This is a genomic window from Bartonella sp. CM86QHHN, assembly GCF_042194695.1.
Lineage (GTDB): Bacteria > Pseudomonadota > Alphaproteobacteria > Rhizobiales > Rhizobiaceae > Bartonella.
This window is the reverse complement of the sequence record NZ_JBHIND010000024.1, coordinates 1-23,956: the sequence shown is the minus strand read 5'-3', so window position 1 is coordinate 23,956 and position 23,956 is coordinate 1. Positions and strand designations below refer to the sequence as shown.

Below are 23,956 nucleotides of genomic sequence, written 5' to 3'. Positions count from 1 at the left end.
AAGTATCATGAACGGTTCATTGGTACTCCTTCATCTTGCCGGCGCTATTTCTTTACTTCTCTGGGCCACACGCATGGTGCGCACAGGAATTGAACGCGCCTATGGTGACAGGCTCAAATATAAAATGTGCTACATCATTTCAAAACCATTGTTTGCTGTAAGTTTTGGGCTTTTTACAGCCATGATTTTACAAAGCTCTACAGCCATAACACTCCTCGTTAGTTCTTTCGTTGAATCTGGTTTTGTCTCTGGAATAGCGGGACTGATGGCTGTACGCGGAGGAGAATTAGGATCAGCAGTCGTTGTTAAAATCCTAACCTATGATCTCACACTTGTGGTGCCCCTTTGTCTTTTAATTGGCACTTGTATCTTCATGACAACAGAAAAACGTGAATGGCGTCAAATAGGACGTATTGTCATCGGCATTGGTCTTTTGATTTTGTCTTTACAAATGATAAGTACAGCGACAGAACCTCTACGCGATAGCAAAATTTTGCCTAGCATCATTCGTTATCTTTCAACCGATCCTGTTTCCACTTTTTTGTTGGCTGCAGCCTTAACCTACCTCTTACATTCATCCATTGCAGGAATCATTTTGCTGGTCAATTTCGCCAACTACGATCTTATCCATACGCAACTTTGCATTGTTATGGTTCTTGGTGTCAACTTTGGCTCTTCTCTTATAGCACCACTTTTAACGCGCAACGCTTCTCCTAATACCCGCCTCGTTCCCTTGGGAAATTTACTCATGCGTGGAGCTGGTTCAATCCTTGTACTTGTCTTATTTCTCTCCTTTCAACCACCCATCACATGGCTTGGCAAGAACACCCCTACTCAAGTGATTAATGCCCATATCATTTTTAATGTTTTCATTCTCCTTGCTGGAATACCGCTTTCAAAGTGGGTTTTAAAATTGACCACTCAAATTGTTCATATCAGTGCAAAAAAAACGCAAACCGATAAAACGCTCAATTTATCCGATCAAACAGCTCTTGATGACAGTGTTCTTGATCGCCCAACTCTCGCCCTCTCGAATGTCATGCGTGAAGTCATTCATATTTGTGATCTTGTAGACATCATGCTAGAAAAAATTATGGGACTTTATGAAAAGCCTGATCCCAATATTATTCGTGAACTCAACCAACTCAACACCATATTGGACAAAAAACATATCGCCATCAAACTTTATCTTGCACGATTAGCGGGACAAAAATTATCTGACGAAGAAGCTCTTCAAACGCAAGAACTTCTAGGTGCCTGTATAAAATTAGACCAAGCAGGCGATATCATTATTCATAATATGTTGATGCTGGTTAAAAAGAAACAACAAAAAGGTTTACAGTTCAGCAGCGAGGGCTGGAGTGACCTCCTTCGTTTCCACGCCATTGTACTAGCTAACGCGCATATAGCATTTAACGTTCTCGTCTCACGTGATACACACACTGCACACCTATTGGTACAAAAAAAAGATCAACTACGAAACTTAGAAAAAGAGATGAGTTTAAAACATTTTAAACGTCTGCGTGAAGGGGATCTCAAAAATGTAGAATCATCCAGTCTTCATCTCGACACTGTGCGCGACCTCAAACAAATCAACTCTCTTTTGACCTCAATGATCTACCCCATTTTAGAAGAACAGGGACTTCTTCAAAGTTCTCGTCTACGCAACCCTGCTGAAGAACAAACAGAAAAAACTTAAACCTTTCAAATAACTTGAATAAAACACACATCACATCGATTATTCAATTTTGAATATGGTCAAGATATTGATTTAATCAAAATATCTTATTATTCGACAATTTAAATGAGCTTTCTGCATCGTAAGTTTCTTTCATTTAAAATCTATACATGATGAATTGCTCAAAGTCATCTGCTTGCACATTACAAACAAAGCAGCATGTAGAATAGAACTCTTGAAGAAAGACGTAAAAATGCCTAACCATCTCAAAGCCAAGACTGTTAAACACATAAAGAGTAGGTCAAGAGTATGATAGTTCCAACCTAAACCCGCCTTGTAAAAAGGGAACCGCTTCACAGTAGCAGCGAAACAGAAATACTCTATAAGAAATACAAAACCCCACAAAAATGCAACATTTATATCAAGATTGGTAGAGGTTCAACCTATACAGCCATGCTATAACGTATCAACGAAACAGTTTTCATTTCAAACATCATTGATATCAATTGGCAAGCTCCAAACTTTTAAATATCCATTTTACTTATTGCTTTAATCACAATTGTTTTTTAATGTAAGAGAGAGATTTAAAAAGCTTATAAATACACTTTATGAGTTCTTAGAACATTTCTACTAATATTTTCTTCTTTTATTCATATTTATCAATTAATTAATTTATTTATAAATTAAAATATGTTGTATATTTATACTTATTAAGTATTATTATGATATAAATGTGAATATTATTTTTATATAAAGGAAAGTAATAAGTAAAATATCTAAAAGAAATATCCTTTCCACTGGTTAAAAAAGGAATAAACCTTGATTTTTACAAAGTTTACTCTAGTTACAATTTAAATTCAGGCAAAGGAGGGTATCATGGAAAATGCAAACATCGGTTGGATTGCTGCTATTATTATCGGCGGGATTGCAGGTTGGGCAGCACAGTATATTATGAAAAGCCAAACAGGAATATTGTTAAATATTATCTTAGGAATTATTGGCGCTGCGCTAGCAAGCTTTCTTTTTAGTCTTTTAGGTGTAAGTTTTGCTGGTTGGCTTGGCTATCTTATTTCAGGTTTTATAGGAGCCTGTATTCTTATATGGATAGGACAAAAAATTCGATCATAGAGTATTTATTTTTTACACCTTTTGGAATTCAATACAAAACTAGGAAACAACTAGCAGAGTTTGAAATATTTTCTTGTAACTTGGTGTTACCAATTTTGATATGATAGTGAGATGCTTAAGCTGCGATTTTAGGCATACACCATCACCGTATTATAAAACGAAATGCAGTAAAGAACTTTATAACGCACCATTTCATACCTATATAAACTTACGCATATCAGGAGAGATATGTTGCGTTATTTTAACGAAATACGAACTGATTTATGTACCACGTGCGCAAATCCAGCATATCTCACTGTAATAACAATTCATAAGGTTACAAAAATCACTAACGATGATTAAAAATTCTACCGTATAATGCTTAACACCTATACACTCTATCAACAATACCCTTTTTACCGAAAAACTCGAAGCGCTTTTTTACATTCTTAAGAAATAAAGAGAGACGGCAAGAATAAAATGATAAATATTTTTTCTAATCTATGAAATAAAATAGTATCTAAAATAAATATGAAAATTAAATTATGATTTGTTTTAAATTTATTTTTAATAATAAAAATATATAAGTAAACATGAATAATATTAATGCAACTTTATTATATAATTACTAAACATTATGTGATGTAATATTTCAAAATATTTAACAATATAATATATTTTAAAGTTTATCAAAATATATGCATTAATATAAACTTCTTTATTATAAATAATACGATCTTCTTTACATCTCAATTCAAAAGATTTGAATATCTCTTCACTTTCTAAAGTATAAAATAAAGTTTTGTTCCTCTTAAAACTTCCTCTTTATATCATCTTGCATAGATGAATTTTTAGCTCTTCTTTATATGCGTTACAAACGAATTTTAAAGCACGAAACATTTTTCCCATTGCTCTCATGCGATAAAGAAATTTCCGTAATGCATTGTGAAAGTACCTTGGATAAAACATAATACCTTATTTGCTTTTTTAATGAAAATAATCCTATAATATATACTTCCTGCATATCTTCTTTTAAAGACCTTTGCTTTCGATTTTCCCTTTGATATCTTCCTGTTAAAATCTTGCTGCTTTTATACTCCTTGTATTACAATAGAGCTATCTATTTAACCCAACATAACATATGGAATAAGACTTTAGCTGTGGAGTAAAACGATGTCTGATCTTGAAGATTCCATCTTACCACCTCTAAAGTGGTTCTCTGATCAAAATCCTCCAATACCAGAAAATGTTCGCGATTGGCTCATGGAATCGGGCTCAATGACGCTTCGATTAAAGAAATATTGTACCTGCCTCCAAGTTCAACCACAACGCGAATGTTTTATTACGCGAGATAAATTAACAGAAGAAGCAGAGCATCTCCCCGAAAATGCGCGTTATTGGCTACGCGAAGTCATATTAATGGGAGATAATAAACCTTGGCTCCTTGGACGCACTGTAATTCCACAAGAAACCCTCCTACACAATCAAGCCTTGATGCATTTGGGAACTGTACCTCTAGGACATTATTTATTTAACAATGACAAATTAACCCGCGATTACATTCATATTGGTCAACAAGGTGCGCTATGGGCACGCCGTTCCCGTTTGCGGTTAACGGGTAAGCCATTGTTGCTAACTGAACTATTTTTAACAGATTCACCACTGTATCCCCACAAATAGAGGTTACTCATTTTATTCTGCATAACTTATAGATTTCATATAGCTTATAAGGGATTTAATCAGAGAAAAGAATTTCAAAATTATCTCAAGAACACATTAAAAACAAAGATTTCTTTTCAAAATATCCTTTTATTTCATCAACTCAGCTTAAAAATGTCTCCCCTAGAAAAAACGTTTTAAAGTTCTGATTTTCTTATCATTAAAACCAGCACTTGAATTAAAAAGATACACACCATATTGATAAAACCATCTACGTTTAAATTTTTTGCTGAATAATCACCACTCTAAAATACGGTAACTCTTTATCAAACAAATGCTTTGAAACAGCAAAAAAGACAATAATACACTCCCCAAAATTGGAAATCTGTATCAATTAGCTTAATCATCCTGTTTAAAAATTTTTAACAGTGCTGACAATAGATCTTTTTAAAAAAGTAAAAACTCTATAATCTTTTTGTTTTTTAATGGTCTAACAGCTTTGAAGAACAGAAAAATATAATACATAAAAGATATTTCATTGCTCTATGAGAGCCCAAAAAGTTTAGTTGATATCAAAAAAATATTTTTTTGATAATAGTATGTATATAAAAAATAAATGATATTTATCAACATCCTACTGACTTACAAAGGCGACGCACAATAAAAAATATTTTCCAATCCCCTTGAATTAACAAGATCTATTGCAATTTTTGACGAAGACTATTGCACACTTTAGAAAAATTCATTTGCCCCGCATACCGTTCCTTAAGCCATGCCATCACCTTACCGATATCGCGTAATTTTTCTGCCTTTGTTTGTGCCAAAGCTTCACAAAGAACCTGTTCTACTTCCATCTCCTTAAGTTGATAGGGAAGAAATTCACGAATAACTTCTATTTCTGCTTGTCCTCTCTCTGCCAATTCCAAGCAACCAGACTCTTTATAGGCTCGCATCAATTCTTCACGCTGTTGAAGCATTTTAGTGAAAACAGACTGTATCTGCTGATCATCCACTTCTAGCTTCCCTTCATCATAATAAAGAATATCACGATCCCTAACTGCAGCATTCATTAAACGAAGTGTAGCAAGACGCGCACTATCTTGCGCTTTCAAAGCAGCCCTAAGAGCCCCATCAATCTGGTTACGCAACATAAATTTATCCAATTTTTGTTCAAGAAGAAGATGCCTTTTAACCAATCTTTATCCATCTTGCAATGGAGAATAAAAAATAATTAAGGACTCGATCTTCGAAAAGCTAAAACAAGACTTTACCTCTTCATGGAATGTACTTATACTGCCTACTTCAAGCGAAACGTTACCAGAATAATATACACAGCATCTGCTAAAGGTATGATTTTTGTGTAAAGTTGATCATTATACCTTTCAGAGAATAAATTGTGGATACATACTATGATACAAGCGACTTCACCCAGCCACCCTTGGAGTATCAAAAAACCGACAGCCCTCTTAGTCTTAGCAGATGGAACCGTTATTGAAGGCAAAGGAGCAGGTGCTACAGGTATAGCTGAAGCTGAAGTGTGTTTTAACACCGCCATCACAGGCTATGAAGAAATCCTCACAGACCCGTCATACACACAACAAATCGTTAATTTTACTTTTCCTCATATAGGAAATGTAGGGGCAAATAGCGAAGATATTGAAGATCTCTCTCCTCTCAATTGTCATGGTGCTGTTGGCGCTATTTTCAAAGCAGACATTACACATCCCTCAAATTATCGATCCAATGAAAATCTTCATCAATGGCTTAAAACGCGTAAAATTATTGCACTTTGTGGTATTGATACACGTGCACTCACAATTCTTATTCGTGAAAAAGGTGCACAAAATGCTGTCATTGCACACGATGCTAATGGAAACTTTGATATTCCTTCTTTAAAGAAACGTGCGCAAAAATGGCAAGGTCTCGTCAATCTTGACCTTACGAAAGACGTGACATCTCAATCATCAATGCAATGGAATGAAAAACCATGGAGTTGGAATAAAGGATACGGTACAAACAATGTGCACAATCTTCATATCATTGCAATTGACTACGGTATTAAACGTAATATTCTTCGCCTTATGGCAACACAAAAAGCACGCATTACTGTTGTGCCTGCTCACACAACTGCAAAAGAAATTCTGGCAATAAACCCTGATGGCGTTTTTCTTTCTAATGGACCAGGAGACCCCGCAGCTACGGCTCAATATGCCATTCCAACAATCAAAACATTAATTGATCATAATTTACCAATTTTTGGAATATGTCTTGGTCATCAACTTCTCGCTCTTACGGTTGGTGCAAAGACCGTGAAAATGCACCAAGGACATCATGGTGCCAACCACCCAGTTAAAGACCTTAACACTGGAAAAGTTGAGATTGTATCGATGAATCACGGTTTTGCCGTAGATTCTTCCTCTTTACCACAACATGTTCAAGAAACACATATTTCTCTCTTTGATGGTTCAAACTGTGGTATTCGAATCATTGGAAAACCTGTTTTTTCTGTTCAATATCACCCCGAAGCTTCTCCTGGACCACAAGATAGCCACTACCTCTTTCAGCATTTTAGTGATCTCATTATGAATTATAAAAAAATATCTTAAAATAAAAAGCCTCACCTTTTAACTTCTCTCCTTTAAATTATATCATCTTCCTACGCACAATTATATTATTTTTATACCTACAACTTATTGAATAAATATTCTTATTGATCATTCTAAAACTAAAAAGAGCGCACTGAATAACTTAAATTTTTCTCCCTCCTCTTCTCTTAAGGTCGTATCCATCAAAATCATTGGCTTCTCCCCCCAAGCAAGGTAAGTGTATCGATAAAAACTATTTTTAAAAAGAGTAAAGTGTCTAAACTTCAAATAAGCATTTGATTCACAATACAATTTTAAGCATTCTATTGTGCATGAGAAGCATAACTCCTCCTAAAGAATAAAAAAAAAATTAAAGTGTGAGACAATGCAACAAATCTCTACTTTTTAAAAGATATTGCCGTAGATGGTTTTGAAAACTGTAAAGCCGAATAAAAAAGTAATAGCAAAACAGAAAACATCTTTTCAATTTTACAACTTTATATTCTTCCAAAATGAGGTTTTCTTTCGATTCCAGAAGTGATGCCAACAAATATAAGCAATATTTTACTTCCAATTTGCCATATAAAATTTGGAATTGTTCATACAATACTGATACATCTAACTCAGATACGTTTTAATCTTTGTTTTCAATATGCTGCTGCATTAGCACTGGATATTAATTTGCAAGCAATAGAAAAAATACGGACTCCCCCTCTACAAACAATATCACAAAATAAAAAAATTATTTTTACTAAATGAGAAGGATATATCGATATTTTATACAACACTTTGTGAAACAAATATCACAAAAACTTTCTGCCTATAAAATGATACATTTTGTTTATCTTGTGCATTCTTTAGCAAAATAGTACGTACCAGCCCCTCTCAACAAATTAACGTACCCGCAAGACAAAAATAACTGTCGCAACAACAAGAAGAAAAAAGCCTCCAACAAAAGGAGCACCAGAAAAATAAAACAGTGCATTTTTATCTGTAAAACATTCAAAAAGAAACACATAAAAAACAGAACCAAATGTTAAACTCAACGAAATAACAGATGTCATCGCTCCTTGCAGTTCTCCTTGTACATTTGTCGGTACCTGCGCTGAAGCAATAGCACGTATAGGTGCATGAACAAGATACTCAAGCATAGTACACACACAAACCATATAAACCATCCACCCCTGCGTCGCAAATGTATAACCCAGCATAGCAACAGAGGCAAACAAAAGCCCTACTATAACAATATGCCAATCACTCCATCGTTTAGAAAAATAAGGCAAAATGAGAGCGACTACAATAAATTGGCCTATCCCAAAAACACTATAGGAGAGTCCAATAGAAAAAGAACTCCAATCATAGCGTTCTTTTGCAATGAAAGCCCAAATGCTTAACCATACAGATTCCGCAAACCAATAAAGAAAAAAGACCAATAACACCCAAAGAACCATCGGGTATTGTTTCAGATGCCAAAAAGCACCTAAGGGATTTGCCCGCTTAATATCAAAAAAGCGCCTATTCCATAAAGAAAGGGTTTCTGGAAGCATAACCCAAGAAAAAATAAAATTAATGAGTGAAAAACCAACAGCAAAATAAAACGGAATACGCGGACCAAACTGACCTAAAAAACCACCAATAAACGATCCTAAAATAAACCCCAATGCGGATGCAATGCCTAACAAACCAAAATTGCGTGTACGGGTTTTATCATCAGATATATCCGCAAGATAAGCTGTACAAGTTGCAAAACTAGCGCCACTTATCCCTGACAAAAGACGCCCGATAAATAACATAGAATAGCTCCATGCTATAGCACATATGAGATTATCAAGAGCAAAGCAAATAATAGAGAGAAGCAAAATAGGACGACGACCATAACGATCAGAGAGATTGCCAATAACAGGAGCAAACAAAAACTGCATCACTGAATAAGCTGCAAGTAATTTTCCTCTTTCTACAAAAGATGTACTGACCTCTTTTCCAGTTAATTGAGAAAAATATTCAGGCAAAACAGGACAAATGATCGCAATACAAAGAATATCTAACAATAAAGTGATGAACACTAAAACGAGCCCACGCTGAACAAATTTCGGATTGAGCATTTGGTCTGGCATAACATACACACTATTTTACGCATACAATGACTCCCCCGCTCTCTTTTAACTCCCGTTTCCTTTTAAAAGTATTCTATACCGTATACTTTTCACATACAAAATAATAACAAAGTAAAAATTTAAGTAAGAGTCAAGATAAAACTATAAAATTACGTTTTAATTGGTATATATTTAATTGCTATCTCATTGTCAAAGAATAAAAATTTTTTTGCATTATACGAACAAAATATTTGTGCGACAAACTCATGAACAAAATTTCATGAAACACAAAGTATTTCCAATAGTTTTAGAGACATTATGATGAATTTTATCAGACATCGTTTCCCCCTCTCATCCCACCGTTTTCAGGAATCTCAATTCCATCAGATACGTTAGATATACTATAGTAATTGAAACCTTTTAAAAGATAAGCTCTTAAAAAATTTTCTTACCCTCAGAATATGCTATAAGGTTAAAGCAGCATTACCAGAATAGCTTAACAACGTAAAAAGCTCATCATATTTTTAAAAGTATTTATTTGACAATAATTTTGATTAAAAAATAAGTATATTATAGAGAAAGTTCTTTAATTCTATAATCTTAGAAAATATTCATATCGCTTGCAATTTGTGGAACCTTATTTTATCTTTATATTCATTGATACTCTTAATGATTGTATGCTACCATTAAATCTAACGATGATCATGATAAGCATTTAAAAAAATAGCACTTTTAGAAATAGTTCGTCATGAATTTTTAATTCAAAAATGGTGTATAAAATGCGAAAAATATCCCTATTAATTCTCATATTAATGTTGGTAACAGGATGTGATGTTCAGGATTCTGATTCACAAGAGAGTATTTTAGAAAATAAAATAAAAACACAACAAACAACCAACGTAAACCTAGATCCCTATACTCTAAATAAATTAAATACTCTTCTCAAAAAACGTTCAGAAACAAATTATCAGGAAAAAGGGGCACTAATTGACTTTCTTTCTGAAGCTTTTTTAGGGACACCTTACCAAGCAAATATGTTACATGGCTCAGAAAATACACCAGAAAAACTGATTATTGACTTTAGAGGCTTAGATTGCTTCACTTATCTGGATTATGTTGAAGCATTGCGCAAATCAACATCCCAAACAGAATTCATAAATAACGTCATAAAAACACGTTATATTAACGGTAATGTTCATTTTTTAAATCGGAAACATTTTTTTACAGATTGGGCTTATAGAGAATATAAACTCGCCACTGATATTACCGCTGAAATAAGTCCCCATGCGGTAAAAATAGAAAAATATCTCAACAAAAAAGCTGATGGTGAAAGCTATCTACCAGGGTTGCCAGTTGTGAAACGCACGATAACGTATATTCTAAGTAACTTTATTAATGAGGAGGTTATAGGTCATTTACAGTCTGGTGATTTCATTGGTATTTATACGAAACTTGCTGGATTGGATGTAACACATGTGGGCTTCTTTATCATGACAGATAAAGGGCCAATGTTAAGAAATGCTTCTTCACGAAAAGAAAACGAAAAAGTCGTTGATTCTCCTTTTATGAATTATGTTGAAAAAACACCAGGAATCATTGTTTTAAGAGCTCTTGAATAACATCATAGCGATATGAAATATCTTCTCTATTCTTAAAATATATACTGTCGTTATTCAGGTAAACATCTAACTTCGTTCAAGCTATACGGATATAATATATTTGTTTACAGTTTTAAGAGAAAAAAGTCGTTTTGATCTAACTTTGTTTATAGGTATGACAAAATCATTTTTTGAGAAATCACGGATTTGTAATCACTTTTACTGGTTGAAAGATTAAAGACAGAAAAGACTCTATTATAGTATCACGCTTTCCTTTCATATTCTCAACCAAGAGTTATCTTTAGATTACCGCTAATCTGATCTTTACGAATATAACGCAAAAAACACAAACGAACGTTTGTAAAAATAAGTAAAAGTAAAGCCAGATATGTTTGGTGTTGTTTCATAAAGTATTTTATAAAAATTCAATCTACCTCTCTAATTTATTGCATATAAATTTTTGACTTTATAGCATTGTTTTCCTTATAAAGTCTTTGCTTTTTGTTATTGTCTATCAATTAAAATAGCTCTAATGTAGAAGCATATTTATGATTAGGATGCACCAATACTGTACGAGTCCTTGTAAAATTTTGATGCCAGATTGGAATGAAAATATGAAAGCATCAATTAAAACCAGTTTCTATCTTTAGCATCATTCTTTAGTTCAGCTTTGCGATTTTCTACAGCAACGACAATAATATCCTTCAAAGAGTAGAGACATGAGCATTATTTTTTTTCATTCTTTAATGAGTCCCCATCCTTCATGCAATAAAGAACACTCTAAACAGAATCCATTGTATCGATAAAACAATACATTTATTAGCAACAATAATGATGATTAATCTATGATCACAAACTTTAAAACCCTATTCATAACTTTTATATAAAATTTATAATTAAATCTCATTAAACTTATTACGAAGGCTTCACTCCTCTTCGCCCTAAGAGACGAAACATCTACTCCTGAAAGTCTGTAAACAATCCGTTCTCTTAAGTGGATTTAAGCTGCTAACCATTTCATGAGATTCACTTACAAAAGAATACAGCGGTAAGTCCTATTTTGAATATTTACTCCATACTCTAAAAACACTTAATAGATCAATTTTATATGCCTTATCTCACCACACCTTAAATGACAGTGTTTTAACGAAATAGAATAAATCTTGCCTTAAATACTCTGTTTAACCTTGTATACTTGATTGATGCAAAAATAAAATGAACAAAAGAGCATCATCGTATTTTCGAAAGGTATGAATCGCTCCATCATAAAAAAACAGCCCTTATAACATAACAGACAATTTGAAAAAATCTTTTTATATAAAAGGGATCACCGTTGTACCAGGAGGCAATTTTGCCTCATCTTCAGGCTCGACATGAATAGAAATACGCACATTATCAAATTCTTTTTGAAGAACAGCTTCGATTTTATCACAAATTTTATGTGCTTCTCCTACCTGCATTATAGCAGGCACAACCAAATGAAACTCTATAAAAGTAACCCTCCCAGCAACACGCGTCCGTAAATCATGGACCTCAAGCGCACCCGATGCATTTGCAGAAATCAGCTCCCGAATCCGCATGCTTTCATTCAATTCAACGCCAACATCCATTAATCCCTGAACAGCACTTCTAATCACCTTCCAGCCCTGTAAGAGAATATTAACGGCAACGATTATCGCTAAAATTGGATCTAAAGCTCCCCATCCTCCGACAAAACCAGCAATCAAACCAATTAAAATTGCAAGCGACGTAAAAACATCAGTTATAAAATGTACTCCATCAGCTTTAAGAGCCGGTGAGCGATGGAGTTTTCCCTGCCCAATAAGAACCATTCCCCACATACAGTTTATGACAGTTGCAATAAGATGAATAGCAAGCCATATTCCAGGCTTCTGCAACAATTTAACGGTAGAAAGAGCTATCCATGCTTCTCTTAAAATAACAATTGCCGCAATAATAATGAGTACCCCTTCAAGAATTGCGGAAAAATATTCCGCTTTATGATGCCCAAAGGGATGATCATGATCTGCTGGCTTCATACTCACTTTAACAGCCCACCATGCTGCTAATGACGCAAGAATATTAACGATTGATTCCAATGCATCAGAATAAAGTGCAACCGAACCTGTGATGTGATATGCCCAATATTTCAAAGCAAAAACAATACACGCAATAAAAATAGAGTATAAAGTTAAGCTTTGTATATTGATTTTTACATCCATGAACCTCATCCTTTTCTTCACGAAATAGGGAATTAATATTTTCAACCATATCATTATACTTTTGGCATAACGACGATCTTTCCTCAATATTACAGAAGCTTCATCATACAATAAACGCCTCAGCTCACCATTATTATCGTAAAAACTGCTCAGTTACACGAACAGCACCAATAAATAAAGAAGAGAGAAAATAATAGAAAGAAGAGTTTTCCCAAGAGCAATCAAACACATAACCTTCATTATTAATCGTTTTCTGAATAACTTAAAGCCATCTCACTTCTCATAAACGAAAAACTTGTTTTTGCTCAAATCTATCATGATCATGCATTATTTTTCAGTCTTATGATGTGCATTATAACCCATCTATAAGCCATCTTTGCACCTTAGAAAAAATATCTTAGCACTCTACGGTAATCTTACAGGTCAATAGGATTTTAAAATATGATTTACTAAAAAATTTAGATATAAAAAGAAGAACAATGATTACCCTCAAAAAAAAGAATCTGGGCATTGGGGACCCAGATTCTTTTCCCTTAGAAATTAAGGGCATACAGAACTTGGGAAATAGCGGGGACCCAAGACACTGCACCCGATACAAGAAAAATATATGATTCCGTATCAGTATTTTTACATTATACCTATGGTTGTATATTGTCAACATAAATTCTACCATAAGTTTTAAGAAATATTTTTTTATCTCTTCTTTTTAAATAAAACAAATTCTAACATCTGGAAATCATAAGAAAAAAGCACTAAAAATCTCGCATGCATTTGAATATCATAACAATCAATGAAACAGATGATCCACGCCTAAAAGCCTATCATAATATCCGTGAAAAAGATCTTGTTGGACGGCAACATCAATTTATTGCTGAAGGCAAAGTAACATTGTCCGCATTACTACATTCGAAAGAGTTTTCTGCCATCTCACTGCTCATCGTAGCAAACCGTCTCTCTGGACTTCTACCGCTTTTAGAAAAAACACAGCCTCTATGTCCCATTTATTGCGTTCCACAAAAAGTTATGGATAATATCACCGGCTTCCATGTTCATCGTGGTGTTCTGGGTATTGGTAAACGCAAAATACTGCCACCCTTACAAAGTTTTTTACAACATCTTCCAGAAAAAGCTTTGATTCTTGTTTTATGTGGTATCTCGAATCACGATAATATGGGATCAATTTTTCGTAATGCAGCAGCCTTTGCCAGTAATGGCATTATTGTCGACAAAACCTCATGCGATCCACTTTATCGCAAATCAATAAGAGTGTCTGCCGGCGCTGCTTTAAAAGTACCCTATACGCAAAACGCTGATATAGATGACATTATAGCTGCTCTAAACGATGAAAACTTTCATCTTTATGCACTCTCCCCTTCTGCCTCACACACTCTCAAGCAAGCCAACAAAACCAAAAGAATGGCACTTATTTTTGGAACAGAAGGCGATGGCTTACCACCCCATATACTACAACAATCAAACACCTTACGTATTCCCATGACTGACGGTTTTGACAGCCTTAATGTTGCCACAGCCTCAGGTATTGCACTTGCTCATTTTACCAACTTTGACCACTAAAGATGATAACACTTCAAGTTATAAAACATACCCAATGTTGTATGTTATCTATCAGTCTCCAATAATATTGCCGTTCCCTAGCCTTTGAAAGCATTGATAAAAAACATTTTTACATTTTCTTTATCATCACTTTCCACACCCTAACCCCGCTTATGACGTGTAAAAGATATAATTTTGATGGATTCAATCATAAAACAAACTTTCAATGAGAAAATCTTCCGGAAGTCTCTCATTCAAGTTTAAGATTAAAAAATATCATTATAAATCAATTTACTATGCTTTATAAAGCTGTTGTTTTTAGTTCTGAGGAAACAGAATCTTTTGTTTCGAGATTACATAAAACGCGCTTCAACATCATTTCAGTATCGGCTGCACGTTCTGAATGTGTTACAAATCCTCCCCCAAGAATACGCGCCTCATGACCATTTCCATCATAAAGAACGCAAGCTTGCCCTGGTGCCACACCATTTTCACATTCCAATAAATCAACGGAAAAAATACCTTCTTTATAATGTAAGCGCGCAAGGTGAGGAGGACGCGTTGAACGCACCTTTACAGCCACCTCAATACCTTGAGAAGGGAAATTATCTAACGACTCATCACCAAGCCAATTCACATCACGTAAAAAAAGCTTATGCGTTTCTAACATTTCACGCGGTCCAACAATAACACGTGCATTTTCCACATCGAGATAAACCACATAAAGCGCTTCACCCGTTGATACCCCAATACCACGACGTTGACCAACCGTATAATTAACAATTCCCGAATGTTTACCTAAAATCTTTCCATCAATATGGACAATAACGCCAGGATTAGCTGCTTCTGGACGCAGTTTTGCGATAACATCTGAATATTTTCCTTGTGGAACAAAACAAATATCCTGACTATCATGCTTATTGGCAACCACAAAGCCCATTTCTGCTGCCATTTCACGAACGCGGGCTTTTGGAAGGTCACCAAGTGGAAAACGCAAATAATCAATCTGTTCTTGTGTCGTTGCAAAGAGAAAATAACTCTGATCACGATCATTATCGAGAGGACGAAAGAGTGCTCGATGCGCTCCGTGGGAACGCGAACGAATATAATGTCCCGTAGCCAAAGCATCTGCTCCCAATTCGCGTGCCGTTGTTAATAAATCAGCAAACTTAACCGTTTGATTACATGCAATACATGGTACTGGGGTCTCTCCATGAGCATAACTTTCTGCAAAAGGATCAATAACAGCTTCGCGAAAGCGCTTTTCATAATCAAGAACATAATGCGGTATTCCTAGTGTTTCTGCAACGCGGCGTGCATCCTCAATATCTTGTCCTGCGCAACACGCCCCCACCCGATGCGTTGCTTCCCCATGATCATAAAGCTGCAACGTAATGCCAATAACATTATACCCTTCCTTTTTCAAAAGACCTGCAACAACCGATGAATCAACCCCCCCCGACATTGCAACAACAATGCGAGAATCCTCAGGTTGTCCTGGTAAATCAAGACTGTTTAAAAACATGTATTCATTCTCTATTTAATGCTCTGTTTAATGGCTAGCCATATGTTGACATTCTGATGCACGCTCTTTAGCACTTTTACACGTTTGATTGCCTTTATATTATTTTTTTATCCTTTCCACAACCATAGGCATTACTTTCTTAAAAGCTGCTGCAAACAAAAAAAGAATGATAGAAATAAGGCATAATGGTAATCGTTTAGGAGAAAACCTTTTTTCTCTTTTGAAAAATCCGGTAAAATATTGCAAGAATCTCTTCTACACACTTCAACTTGAGCTTCTTTTTACATACCCAATCACTTTATTAATTTTTTCTTTCAGCGCTTTTAGCTCTTTTTTAAATTTCATGCTCTATAAACGAATCAAGTCCTTGACTAAAGGTAGAGGATACGAATGAGCAACTTGATAAAAACACAAATGAAATATGTTATTGGGCCAGATGGAAGTCCGCTTACAATTGCCGACCTACCGCCGCAAACAACACGGCGCTGGGTGATTCGTCGCAAAGCTGAAGTTGTTGCGGCTGTCAGAGGTGGATTGTTAAGTCTTGACGAAGCGTGCCACCGTTATACTTTGACCGTAGAAGAATTTCTTTCATGGCAAAGTTTAATCGATGAACACGGTTTAGCGGGATTACGAACGACCAAGATTCAACACTACAGGCATTAAGTTGCCATTGATTAATAACATAAAGCAATCTATAAAACAGCCAAACTTGATAAAAGTTTGGCTGTTTTATACTATATCCAAAAGATAAACCTGAAAGAATGGATTTTTCAATAATTGCTTTTATCATCCAGCCATTAAATTAGCCAACCATTGAATTAGATTGAATCAAAATATCCTTATCATCCGCAGCAATCTTCTTTTCTCGTGCTTCCAAAAGCTGTGCACGTTGCAGCTCTGTATTAGCTTCATGGAGAGCAATTTCAGCATTTGTTTTTTGAAGTTCTAAATCACGAATTGAATTGATCAGATTATCACGTCTTTGCCGCGCTGCACGCGCAAAAGCAGAATAAGCAAAATGGTGAACATCATTGTTTCCAGATTTACGTTCTTCATGAGTAATCTGTGCTTCCAACTCTAACACCATTCGTTCAAATTCTGCGATCATCATCTCAAGCTGTGCAATTTCACGGCGCTTTCCACGCACTTGAAACATCCTCAATCGCACCATATTTTCTCGTGGCTTCATACTCACTACTCCTTGATTGCGCCAACTCAAAACTCGCATTCACACCCAATAAATATCTTTTAGTTATATATCTATCCGACAAAAACAGTCTATTAACTTGAAATTATAATAATTTTTGCCTTGCATTAAAGCATCTGAAAATACAATCTGCTTTAAAGAGCAATAACTATTTCTTTAACTTTTCCCCCATTATAAACTGAAGAGGTTTAAAGCTCAGTAAATAAACACTGAAATTGTAAAAAAGTAATTTATAAAGCTCTTTTACAAATTTTTTTAAGTTAAAGTTTATAGAAAAAGCCCTCCTTTTTTATTATGTTAAAAAATATAGGATTTTTCTAAAATAATTTTGTAGCCTCTTTCAAAAATAAAAATATTTTGTTAACCACTATCATGGATAGTGGGGAATTTAGTAGTGATTGTTACGCGTACTACTGAAATGTTCATAAACGCTTTGTTATAAGTGTTTGATTTAATGAATTGTTTTTATAACAGTGGTTTTGCTAACTGATATAAAATAGAAATGCTCCTTATGATTCGTGAAGGAGCAAAGTGAGGGATCTAAAATGCGCGTATTATTAATTGAAGATGATAGAGCAGTTACTCAAAGCATTGAGTTGATGTTAAAGTCGGCTAACTTTAATGTTTATATCACTGATCTGGGTGAAGAAGGTATCGATTTAGGAAAACTCTATGATTATGATATCATTTTGCTTGATCTGAATTTGCCTGACATGTCAGGGTATGATGTCTTGCGGACTCTAAGGTTAGCAAAAATAAAAACTCCTGTCTTAATCCTTTCTGGTATGAATGCCATTGAAGACAAGGTTCGTGGTTTTGGCTTTGGAGCAGACGACTATATGACGAAGCCTTTTCATAAAGATGAGCTCATTGCACGTATCCATGCAGTTGTTCGTCGTTCAAAAGGACATGCACAATCGGTTATTGTTACCGGAGATCTCACCGTTAACCTTGACACAAAAACTGTCGAAGTTGCAGGGCGCCCTGTTCATTTAACCGGTAAAGAGTACCAAATGTTAGAGCTTCTCTCTTTACGCAAAGGTACCACCCTTACCAAGGAAATGTTTCTCAATCATCTCTATGGTGGAATGGATGAACCAGAACTAAAGATTATCGATGTTTTTATCTGTAAATTGCGGAAAAAATTGGAAGCAGTCTCTTCTAGTGTAAATTACATTGATACAGTTTGGGGACGTGGTTATGTATTACGTGATCCAGTTGAAGAGAACGTACGAAAAACCGCTTAAGCAGTGAACATGCACATTGTAAAATCTCGGAGTGTAGCGGGCCGAGATTTTTTCCCGAGATCTTTTCTCTGTTAAAAATAGAAAACTCGCACACCAAAAATCTCATATAGAAAGCGCTTAAAGCTTAAGAAGTAACCACACCCAATTTACACATATAACCTTATCGCTCATAAGTTCAATCGAAGCCACTTTTCCCAACACAGCTTAAGCGCTTCTCTCTTATTCAAAGCTTTTTTACACTTTCTAAAACAATACAACCATCACTTTCATCAATATTTATTTTCATCTCTGTCATCTGAGCAAGTAACATTGTGTAATAAAATTGGATGACATGTGCATCAATAAGCTCTTCTTGAACTTCTCCACAAAATAACGCAAGAAAATGAGGGGGTATACGGAGAGTTCTACCGAAAACCTCAAATCGAAAAGAACGTTTATTTTCTTCTTGCAAAATCATAACAACAATTTCACCACCACGAGAAACTGTTGCGTTTGCAATCAATAATAAATTAAGCAAAAGTTTAACTTCATCTTTTTCTAACAATAAAGAAGAAGCTTGCCATTTTAAAGTTGCTTTTTCTTCTTTCATATATTGTTGAGCAACCTGCTCTGCAGTCCGTGTATCTATTTGTCCTCCACTTGCACCAGCAAAACCAAAAGCCAATCGCGCAAATTGTAGACGTGCAGCAGCACTCGCAACGGATAAACGCACCAATTGTAAAGCATCTTCTTCAGCTCCTCCTTCATCATAAAGCTCCATTGCATTTTGAATAGCCCCCACAGGTGAAATCAAATCATGGCAAATACGACTACAAAGCAAAGCAGCAAGATCCATAGGCTTCAAAGAAATATCTAACGTCATAATGATTGAAAACTCCTAGATTCAAAAAAACAAACTTTATTTTAAAGAAAAACTCTTAACATCTGATGCATAATAGGAAACATTAACAATCATGCTAAAAAATTCAGAAATAAATTCAAGAATTTAAATAACCTTATATCTTATTTTTTATTTGAATAGAATGAAAATTCTAATATTATCTTTTTGTTTATCACTAATAAAAGGAGAAAACTCCATGGCTCTCTCTCTGCTCAAATACTGGTACAAAAATATTATATCTTTAATCTTCCTTTTATTCATCACCATAAACACTACACAAGCTCGACTAAAACCAATAGAGCAAAACGAACCTCATTATTCACTCCAAGAAATTATTGATTCTGGTCATATTTTTTTTGGAAAAACAGCCAGTGGTCTGGCTGTTGCAATTCAAAATATTTTTTCAAAATACGGTTATCCCAATGCCTATATTTTAGGAGAAGAAGCTTCTGGTGCCTTTTTTGCTGGATTAACCTATGGCGAAGGAATGGTTTTTACCAAAAGCTATGGTCAACATAAAGTTTTTTGGCAAGGTCCCTCAGTAGGATGGGATTTTGGCGGCCAAGGCTCCCGTTTAATGATCTTAGTTTACAATCTTAATGGCATAAATAATTTATGGAGACGCTATGGTGGTATTTCAGGTTCGGCCTATTTAATTGCAGGTGTTGGTTTTCATGTCCTAAAATACCACAATACCTTGTTAATCCCAATACGTACAGGAGTCGGCGCACGCCTTGGTATCAATATAGGATATTTAAAATTAACACATAGACCGACATGGAATCCGTTTTAAACGGTTTCTTATTTGAAAAGGGGTATTATGCTTATTCAATCATTTCTTTTTTTTATACTTGGAGTTGCTTTCACTTCCTGGTTACTGGTGCTTTTATCTCCTTTTATTTGGCGTAAAGCCGTTCATTTTGCGTATAAAGATGTTTGTGCGAAAATGCCATTATCACTCGCGGAAATAGAAGCAAATCACGATTTTCTTCGTGCACAACATGCTGTAGAATTAGCAAACAACCAACAAAAGTACGAATTTTTGCAAAAAAAATATGTCCAACAAAAAATACAACTGAGCCAAGTAACAGAACAATTTTATCGGCTATGCCTCCCCACAAAAGATACTCTCACCAAAGAAGCGATAGCAATCAAACAAAATATCGCCACACTATACACTTCCAAAGGAAAGACAAATGATGCGTGAAAAAGTCGCACACTATCAGCAACGCTTACAAAAAATCCAAACTCATGAGCTGGACACGACCGCCAACCACCAATTGCTAGAAGAACTCCGAGAAGAAACAAAAGAACTTGCAGCAACATTGGCAGCTCAAATAGCGCTACAAGAGGGGAATACATCACCCATCAACACATTGATTCAAAAATCCAAAAGCAAAAATGACCTAGCATCACGTATTCGCCAAAAAATAACTTTTCTCTCCAAAAGCCCTGTTAAATAAGTTATCTTTTAAAACACCTTAAATGAAGAGTAAAATCAACAAAGGTTCATTGTAACTTTCATAACCCAAATCCTTTTTACTAAACGTGACTTTTTTGCTAAGCTAAAGGACAAAGTTTCTTAGCCCATACCGTTCTGTTAAAAAATATCTTCTTGTCTAGAAGCTTCACTTTCTAATCATATCACCGCTCTAAAGGACAACATTTCATAGGTCCTAGAAAGGAAATAATACCAAAACATTGGCCACACACTCTAACAAAAAATACCTTCTAAGATGGATCACCAATAAAGCTTTGACCATAATTTTAAGGATAAAAACACGCTCTCAAGAGTGATAAAAATCTCTTATTTTTTTGATAATCATATCCTGATCCGTTTGTGTCAAGTAAGGATGCATTGGTAAACTTAAAACACACTCTCCTAAAGACTCTGAAACAGAAAGGGAATCTTTTACATAAGGGAAGTGTTTATAAGCTGGCTGTTGATGTAAAGGAGTTTTATAATAAATCATTGTAGGGATAGAATTTTTTTGTAAAAAATCTTTTAATTTATCCCGTTCTTTTACCTTAATCGTATATTGTGCATAAGCAGAACGAATATTTTCTCCTATTTCTGGAACTGTAACAATATCTCTTAAGCCATTGGAATAGCGTTGAGCAATTTCTACACGCTTTTCCATTTCATCTTCAAAAATCGCAAACTTTTCTAGTAAAATTGCAGCCTGAATGCTATCTAGGCGCGAATTCATACCAATACGTACATTGTCATATTGCGTTTCACCTTTACCATGAAACAAAATAGAGCGTAAAAGTTCTGCAAAATGATCATCATTGGTCATCATAGCGCCTCCATCACCATAACATCCTAATGGTTTTGCAGGATAAAAACTTGTAGCAGCCACATCACCAAAAGCACCACACATAGTATTATCGCTTCTCCCCCCCATAGATTGAGCAGCATCTTCAATTACAAAAAGATTTTCCTTTGCAGCCACTTGAGCAATTTGCACATAGTCAGCAGAAAGCCCAAATAAATCAACGGCAATAATAGCCTTTGGCTTTAGACGTCCCTCTTTTTTTACCATTTCGATAGCGTGAGAAAGTTTTTCAACATCAATATTGAATGTATCAGGTAAAACATCGACAAAAACAGGTTCAGCCCCCACCAAAGCAACCACTTCAGCCGTTGCTGAAAATGTAAAACTAGGACAAAAAACAGCATCCCCTAGACCAATATTTTTAGCCATAAGAGGCATCTTCAAAGCATCTGTTCCATTAGCACATGCAATCACATGTTTAACGCCAAGATATTCTGCCAATTTCTCTTCAAATTCCGTTACTTTTGGCCCCAAAATATACTTACCACTAGCGACTACATGCGCAATTGCAGAATTAATTTTATCTTCAATACGCGCACGCTGCGCCCCAAGGTCGATGAATTGCATATTAACTCCATTGATCATCACAAGAATGCAAAAGCGCTACCTATCTCTTTTATCTATCATAATTGACATCAGCAGCTGTTAAAATCCGTAAAACAGCAACAGCATCATCACCATTTGTACGAGGTGATTGACGCGTTTCAATACAATGAAGGAAATGCCGTAATTCGCAAGTAAGCGGCAAATCTTCACAAACATCAATGTAATTCAGCTCATCCATGCTAAAAGCCCACTCTTGATTTTCTTTCCAAACGGCAAAATGGTGCATTGCCAATTTACGACTCCACGGTTCCATATCATCAAAAACGAGTATAGCCTTTGTTCCAACAACAGTTAAACGCCTCTCACGATAAGAACTCAAGCGTGAAGTAAAAAGATGACTACGCACACCATTTGGAAAAATCATATGAATATGAGAAAAATCAGAAATCTGATCAACGACAGCAGCCCCCTCACCGCGAATTTCGGAAGGTTCACATCCTGTCAACGCCAAAATCATTGAAAGATCATGAGGGGCAAGATCCCATAAAGCATCACTGTGTGTGTGAAATTTTCCAAAGCCTAATCTATGAGAATAAATATATCGCACATCTCCCACATCTCCGTTTTTCACCAATTCACACATTTTTTCAAAAGCTGGATGAAAACGCAAAATATGGCCCACCATAAAAACTCGCTCATAGGCCTCAGCCTCCTGAACTTGGCGTTTAGCATCAGAAACATTCAAGGCTATTGGTTTTTCCACCAAAACATCTTTACCATTTTTAACAGCACGGAGCACATTTTGCGTATGCAATTGTGGCGGCAACGCTAATACCAGCGCATCAATATCTCGATGAGTAAAAAGATCATCTGGTGTAACAACCTCTACACCATACAGTGTTGCAAAACTAGCAGCACGATCATTATCAATATCAGAAACTGCTGCTAAAGCCCCGAGAGAGTGGAGTGTCCGTATATGATTTTCACCCCAATGACCGCATCCTAAAACCGCTACACGTGGCACCATTTTCATGCCTTACCTTACTTTATCATATGAAAATTACACTTTTACATATCGAGGATAAAATAGAATGACAAGAGAAAAGCTTAAAAACGATGCTTGACATCTTACTATTCTACCCCTTATATCCGCAAAAGATGTAATTATTGACAATTATGATTGCTTATTTTGGCGGAGTAGCTCAGTAGGTTAGAGCAGAGGAATCATAATCCTTGTGTCGGGGGTTCAAATCCCTCCTCCGCTACCATTACTTTTTTATTGTGTGTGTAGTTTGCCAGCAGTGTAGCTGTAGCTTGCCAGCAGTGTAGCTTGCCAGCAGGTTTTGTATATTTTGCCACTAGGTTTTGTACCAATTTATTTTTTCTCAAAGAGTTTTAAAGATGTTCTCAAAGGGTCTTCAAATGCTTTTCAAAGGGTATTTAAAGCTCTCTTTAACGCATTNTTGAAAGGCAAGGGGAACGATTCCTGTCGGACCATGGCGTTGTTTTGCTATAATAACCTCGGCTTTACCCTTGGCTTGCTCCATTGCCTCTTGCCATTTGTTATACTCAGCAGTGCTTTCTTTGGGTTCTTCATTTTTGAGATAATATTCTTCACGATAAACGAACAGAACAATGTCGGCATCTTGCTCAATTGAACCAGATTCACGTAAGTCGGAGAGTTGTGGACGTTTATCGGTTCGGTTTTCAACT

20 protein-coding genes and 1 tRNA gene are annotated in these 23,956 nt (G+C 35.4%); 12 read left to right on the top strand and 9 right to left on the bottom strand.

What is annotated here, in order from left to right:
* The first annotated feature begins 7 nt into the window (after positions 1-7).
* The 3 genes from ACFIKX_RS02080 (at position 8) to ubiC (ending at position 4,465) form a co-directional block, all read left to right on the top strand.
* Positions 8-1,699, top strand: a complete 1,692-nt coding sequence (locus tag ACFIKX_RS02080) for a Na/Pi cotransporter family protein (protein WP_375628790.1) — start codon at positions 8-10, stop codon at positions 1,697-1,699.
* Positions 1,700-2,554: 855 nt separating this feature from the next.
* Entirely contained in the window at positions 2,555-2,806 is a 252-nt protein-coding gene (locus ACFIKX_RS02075; protein WP_375611967.1) for a GlsB/YeaQ/YmgE family stress response membrane protein, read from the top strand.
* A gap of 1,152 nt (positions 2,807-3,958) precedes the next feature.
* Complete coding sequence (ubiC, locus tag ACFIKX_RS02070; RefSeq protein ID WP_375611966.1) at positions 3,959-4,465, top strand: chorismate lyase; 507 nt, start codon at positions 3,959-3,961, stop codon at positions 4,463-4,465.
* A gap of 677 nt (positions 4,466-5,142) precedes the next feature.
* On the opposite strand, the gene ACFIKX_RS02065 is transcribed toward ubiC, so the two are convergent.
* A complete protein-coding gene (locus tag ACFIKX_RS02065; RefSeq protein WP_375611965.1) occupies positions 5,143-5,640 on the bottom strand; it encodes a GatB/YqeY domain-containing protein in 498 nt (165 codons plus the stop codon).
* 213 nt (positions 5,641-5,853) lie between these two features.
* Between ACFIKX_RS02065 and carA the strand changes: the two genes are divergently transcribed.
* A complete protein-coding gene (gene carA, locus ACFIKX_RS02060; RefSeq protein WP_375628787.1) occupies positions 5,854-7,050 on the top strand; it encodes a glutamine-hydrolyzing carbamoyl-phosphate synthase small subunit in 1,197 nt (398 codons plus the stop codon).
* 872 nt (positions 7,051-7,922) lie between these two features.
* On the opposite strand, the gene ACFIKX_RS02055 is transcribed toward carA, so the two are convergent.
* A complete protein-coding gene (locus ACFIKX_RS02055) occupies positions 7,923-9,143 on the bottom strand; it encodes an MFS transporter (RefSeq protein WP_375628786.1) in 1,221 nt (406 codons plus the stop codon).
* Between the two features lie 758 nt (positions 9,144-9,901).
* Here ACFIKX_RS02055 and ACFIKX_RS02050 point away from each other — a divergent pair.
* Positions 9,902-10,741: a DUF1460 domain-containing protein gene (locus ACFIKX_RS02050; RefSeq protein WP_375661197.1), complete on the top strand. Its 840-nt coding sequence runs from the start codon at positions 9,902-9,904 to the stop codon at positions 10,739-10,741.
* Positions 10,742-12,033: 1,292 nt separating this feature from the next.
* Here ACFIKX_RS02050 and ACFIKX_RS02045 read toward each other — a convergent pair.
* On the bottom strand, positions 12,034-12,942 hold the full coding sequence (locus tag ACFIKX_RS02045; protein WP_375628783.1) for a cation diffusion facilitator family transporter: 909 nt from the start codon (positions 12,940-12,942) through the stop codon (positions 12,034-12,036).
* A 765-nt stretch (positions 12,943-13,707) separates the two neighbouring features.
* Here ACFIKX_RS02045 and ACFIKX_RS02040 point away from each other — a divergent pair.
* Positions 13,708-14,517 carry a TrmH family RNA methyltransferase gene (locus ACFIKX_RS02040; RefSeq protein WP_375628781.1) on the top strand — a complete coding sequence of 270 codons (810 nt, stop codon included), beginning with the start codon at positions 13,708-13,710 and terminating at the stop codon, positions 14,515-14,517.
* A 280-nt stretch (positions 14,518-14,797) separates the two neighbouring features.
* On the opposite strand, the gene mnmA is transcribed toward ACFIKX_RS02040, so the two are convergent.
* Complete coding sequence (gene mnmA, locus ACFIKX_RS02035; RefSeq protein WP_375628779.1) at positions 14,798-16,021, bottom strand: tRNA 2-thiouridine(34) synthase MnmA; 1,224 nt, start codon at positions 16,019-16,021, stop codon at positions 14,798-14,800.
* Between the two features lie 390 nt (positions 16,022-16,411).
* Between mnmA and ACFIKX_RS02030 the strand changes: the two genes are divergently transcribed.
* Positions 16,412-16,687 (top strand): DUF1153 domain-containing protein, encoded by a 276-nt coding sequence (locus ACFIKX_RS02030; protein WP_273790817.1) that lies wholly within the window; start codon positions 16,412-16,414, stop codon positions 16,685-16,687.
* A gap of 139 nt (positions 16,688-16,826) precedes the next feature.
* Here the strand turns inward: ACFIKX_RS02030 and ACFIKX_RS02025 are convergent, their stop codons facing one another.
* Complete coding sequence (locus ACFIKX_RS02025; protein ID WP_375606932.1) at positions 16,827-17,213, bottom strand: flagellar export protein FliJ; 387 nt, start codon at positions 17,211-17,213, stop codon at positions 16,827-16,829.
* 563 nt (positions 17,214-17,776) lie between these two features.
* Between ACFIKX_RS02025 and ctrA the strand changes: the two genes are divergently transcribed.
* Complete coding sequence (ctrA, locus tag ACFIKX_RS02020) at positions 17,777-18,478, top strand: response regulator transcription factor CtrA (protein WP_273790819.1); 702 nt, start codon at positions 17,777-17,779, stop codon at positions 18,476-18,478.
* Positions 18,479-18,701: 223 nt separating this feature from the next.
* Here ctrA and chpT read toward each other — a convergent pair whose 3' ends face one another.
* Positions 18,702-19,340, bottom strand: a complete 639-nt coding sequence (chpT, locus tag ACFIKX_RS02015; RefSeq protein WP_375628776.1) for a histidine phosphotransferase ChpT — start codon at positions 19,338-19,340, stop codon at positions 18,702-18,704.
* Between the two features lie 214 nt (positions 19,341-19,554).
* Here chpT and ACFIKX_RS02010 point away from each other — a divergent pair, with 214 nt between their 5' ends.
* The 3 genes from ACFIKX_RS02010 to ACFIKX_RS02000 are packed head-to-tail and all read left to right on the top strand — an operon-like array spanning position 19,555 to position 20,821.
* Entirely contained in the window at positions 19,555-20,151 is a 597-nt protein-coding gene (locus ACFIKX_RS02010; protein ID WP_375613340.1) for a DUF1134 domain-containing protein, read from the top strand.
* Between the two features lie 27 nt (positions 20,152-20,178).
* Positions 20,179-20,565: a hypothetical protein gene (locus ACFIKX_RS02005; protein ID WP_375628774.1), complete on the top strand. Its 387-nt coding sequence runs from the start codon at positions 20,179-20,181 to the stop codon at positions 20,563-20,565.
* The gene (locus tag ACFIKX_RS02000) at positions 20,555-20,821 is read left to right on the top strand and encodes a hypothetical protein (protein ID WP_375611955.1); all 267 of its coding nucleotides are present in this window, start codon (positions 20,555-20,557) and stop codon (positions 20,819-20,821) included. Before ACFIKX_RS02005 ends, ACFIKX_RS02000 begins: the two co-directional genes overlap by 11 nt.
* Positions 20,822-21,145: 324 nt before the next feature.
* On the opposite strand, the gene ACFIKX_RS01995 is transcribed toward ACFIKX_RS02000, so the two are convergent.
* On the bottom strand, positions 21,146-22,264 hold the full coding sequence (locus ACFIKX_RS01995) for a DegT/DnrJ/EryC1/StrS family aminotransferase (RefSeq protein ID WP_375628772.1): 1,119 nt from the start codon (positions 22,262-22,264) through the stop codon (positions 21,146-21,148).
* Between the two features lie 49 nt (positions 22,265-22,313).
* Positions 22,314-23,270 (bottom strand): Gfo/Idh/MocA family protein, encoded by a 957-nt coding sequence (locus ACFIKX_RS01990; RefSeq protein ID WP_375612035.1) that lies wholly within the window; start codon positions 23,268-23,270, stop codon positions 22,314-22,316.
* Positions 23,271-23,434: 164 nt separating this feature from the next.
* Between ACFIKX_RS01990 and ACFIKX_RS01985 the strand changes: the two genes are divergently transcribed.
* Positions 23,435-23,511 (top strand) — tRNA-Met (locus tag ACFIKX_RS01985).
* Between the two features lie 150 nt (positions 23,512-23,661).
* On the opposite strand, the gene ACFIKX_RS01980 is transcribed toward ACFIKX_RS01985, so the two are convergent.
* Positions 23,662-23,956: DnaB-like helicase C-terminal domain-containing protein (locus ACFIKX_RS01980; protein WP_375661196.1), on the bottom strand; the 295-nt coding region annotated here is incomplete at its 5' end.